Here is a 2,075-nt window from a genome sequence, read left to right on the forward strand (position 1 = left end):
CTCGGGCGACGACTCGGTGCGTACCGTAAAAGTCGAGTGGAACAACGACAAGAGCGCCATGGAGGCGAAGCTCAACGGCATCACGATTTTGTGGACGCCGCAACGCGGGCCGCTGGGATCGATGCCGCCGCTGGTTCACCCGGAGCACGGCGAAGCACTGAGTACGATCCTCGTCCACCCGATCGCCGCGAACACCGACAGCCAGATTGAAATCCTGCCCGGCGAAGACATCACCGCCGAGGATTGTATTCTGGTGTTTCCGGCTGAGACCGGGCTGAAGTCGTTGTATGTGGTGTTTTCGAAACCGGCGAGATTGATGCCGGGGACGGTGACGGGGGTTGGGGAGGATGTTTCCGGTGTATGGCTTGACCATGCCCGGGGGGGATCTGGTGCGCCAATCCCAACCAGCATTGCCGATTCGCTAAGAGGGCGTGAATATTCCAGCTTTGATTCATTCAGGCGCGCCTTCTGGGCCGAAGCATCAAAAGATACCAGGCTAGCCGGGCAACTCAGCGAAGATAGCTTGGAGCGTATGCGCAACGGAAAGGCGCCTCGCGCCCGATTAGCTGATGCGGCTGGTAAAAGAATCTCTCACGAAATTCATCATGTGGAACTGATATCTCAAGGCGGCGAGGTCTATAACGTTGACAACCTGAGGGTCCAAACTCCTAAAAATCACGTCGAAATACACCAGGATTGAGGCAACTGCATGAGCGACCCCTTCATCAAAAGCAATTTCTCTGATTACACCGAACAAGACTTCGTTGAGTTCATTGACGAGATCAGAAAGGAAGACAAGGCACCTACAGATGAACGGGCAGATATTCTATTGCTGCACTTCAACGAGATCGTTGGGCATCCGAGCAAGATGGACCTTATCTACTACCCTGAGCCAGGTGCTGACACGTCGTCATCTGGCATAGCCCGTACAATCGCGAAATGGCATGAAGCTAACGGACTGCCTGGCTTCAAGAGGTGAAGATTCATGGTCAATCACTGAAATGACTTCACACTACTAAGTATTAAAAACGGCTTACCAAAAGATAGGCCGTTTTTTTATGCCTCGAGAAAAGTGGCCTCCTCTGCAGATCAGCCAGATTCCGTAGGAACCGGGTGCGAAAAGCGTACGAAGAGGATTATTCGTTCGATCAGGCCTCTGCATCCCGGCAAGTCGATTTGATCGCCATCCCGATTGACCGACACGCTCCCCTGTCTCGATTCCCGGACAGACAGGGAGTGGTCATGGACCTGAACAAATTCCTTTTCGACGATGAGTGGCGTCGAAAACGCCCGAGCGAAAACGCGACATGGACCGGATGGATTCCGCCCCCGCCGCCAGAACCCGTTTATATCCGGACAGACGAATGGCCATCGCCAAAGCCTCGCGACGATCTGGTATTTGCCAAACCCTGCACACCGGATAACTGGTGTCGAACGGATGCCGGCACAACACCTGAGCCCGCCTCTCACTTCGGCAAAGTCATGGTGGCAGGCGCCCTGCGCATTCCCGCTGCCAGTCACGCCGTAGCGAAGGCCATCGGCGCCGATCTGGCGTTGGGGCGCATGGCCGGTGGTGGAATCCTGCAGCAGCGCCTTAATTGGGCAATCCGCGGTGCGGGAGGCCCGGCCAGTGTGTTCATCCTCGGGATGCTGCCGAACCGAATGGGCGACGGCACGCTCTACACCGACGATCAGCTACGCACCTTGTCTCGCGCAACCACTCGCGTGCGGTTCCAGTTCCGACGCGATGCCGAAGGGGTCATGCAGGTCTACGGCATCCACACCGGAGCCTCGGGCGACGACTCGGTGCGTACCGTAAAAGTCGAGTGGAACAACGACAAGAGCGCCATGGAGGCGAAGCTCAACGGCATCACGATTTTGTGGACGCCGCAACGCGGGCCGCTGGGATCGATGCCGCCGCTGGTTCACCCGGAGCACGGCGAAGCACTGAGTACGATCCTCGTCCACCCGATCGCCGCGAACACCGACAGCCAGATTGAAATCCTGCCCGGCGAAGACATCACCGCCGAGGATTGTATTCTGGTGTTTCCGGCTGAGACCGGGCTGAAGTCGTT

3 protein-coding genes are annotated in these 2,075 nt (G+C 57.1%); all 3 read left to right on the forward strand.

Features of this window, described 5'->3' with window-relative positions; genetic code table 11:
• A partial coding sequence (locus GQX66_RS10255) for an S-type pyocin domain-containing protein (protein WP_240868645.1) occupies nt 1–700 on the forward strand: 700 nt, incomplete at its 5' end.
• A gap of 9 nt (nt 701–709) precedes the next feature.
• Nucleotides 710–979 (forward strand): bacteriocin immunity protein, encoded by a 270-nt coding sequence (locus tag GQX66_RS10260; protein WP_240868650.1) that lies wholly within the window; start codon nt 710–712, stop codon nt 977–979.
• Between the two features lie 263 nt (nt 980–1,242).
• On the forward strand, nt 1,243–2,075 hold an 833-nt coding region (locus GQX66_RS10265), incomplete at its 3' end, for an S-type pyocin domain-containing protein (RefSeq protein ID WP_240868653.1).

It is taken from the genome of Pseudomonas sp. B707 (genome assembly GCF_022496685.1).
GTDB classification, from domain to species: Bacteria; Pseudomonadota; Gammaproteobacteria; order Pseudomonadales; family Pseudomonadaceae; genus Aquipseudomonas; species Aquipseudomonas paraglycinae.

What these genes read in the sequence shown, in the direction of transcription:
- GQX66_RS10260 (WP_240868650.1), top strand. Translation starts at nt 710, where the DNA reads ATGAGCGACCCCTTCATCAAAAGCAATTTCTCTGATTACACCGAACAA.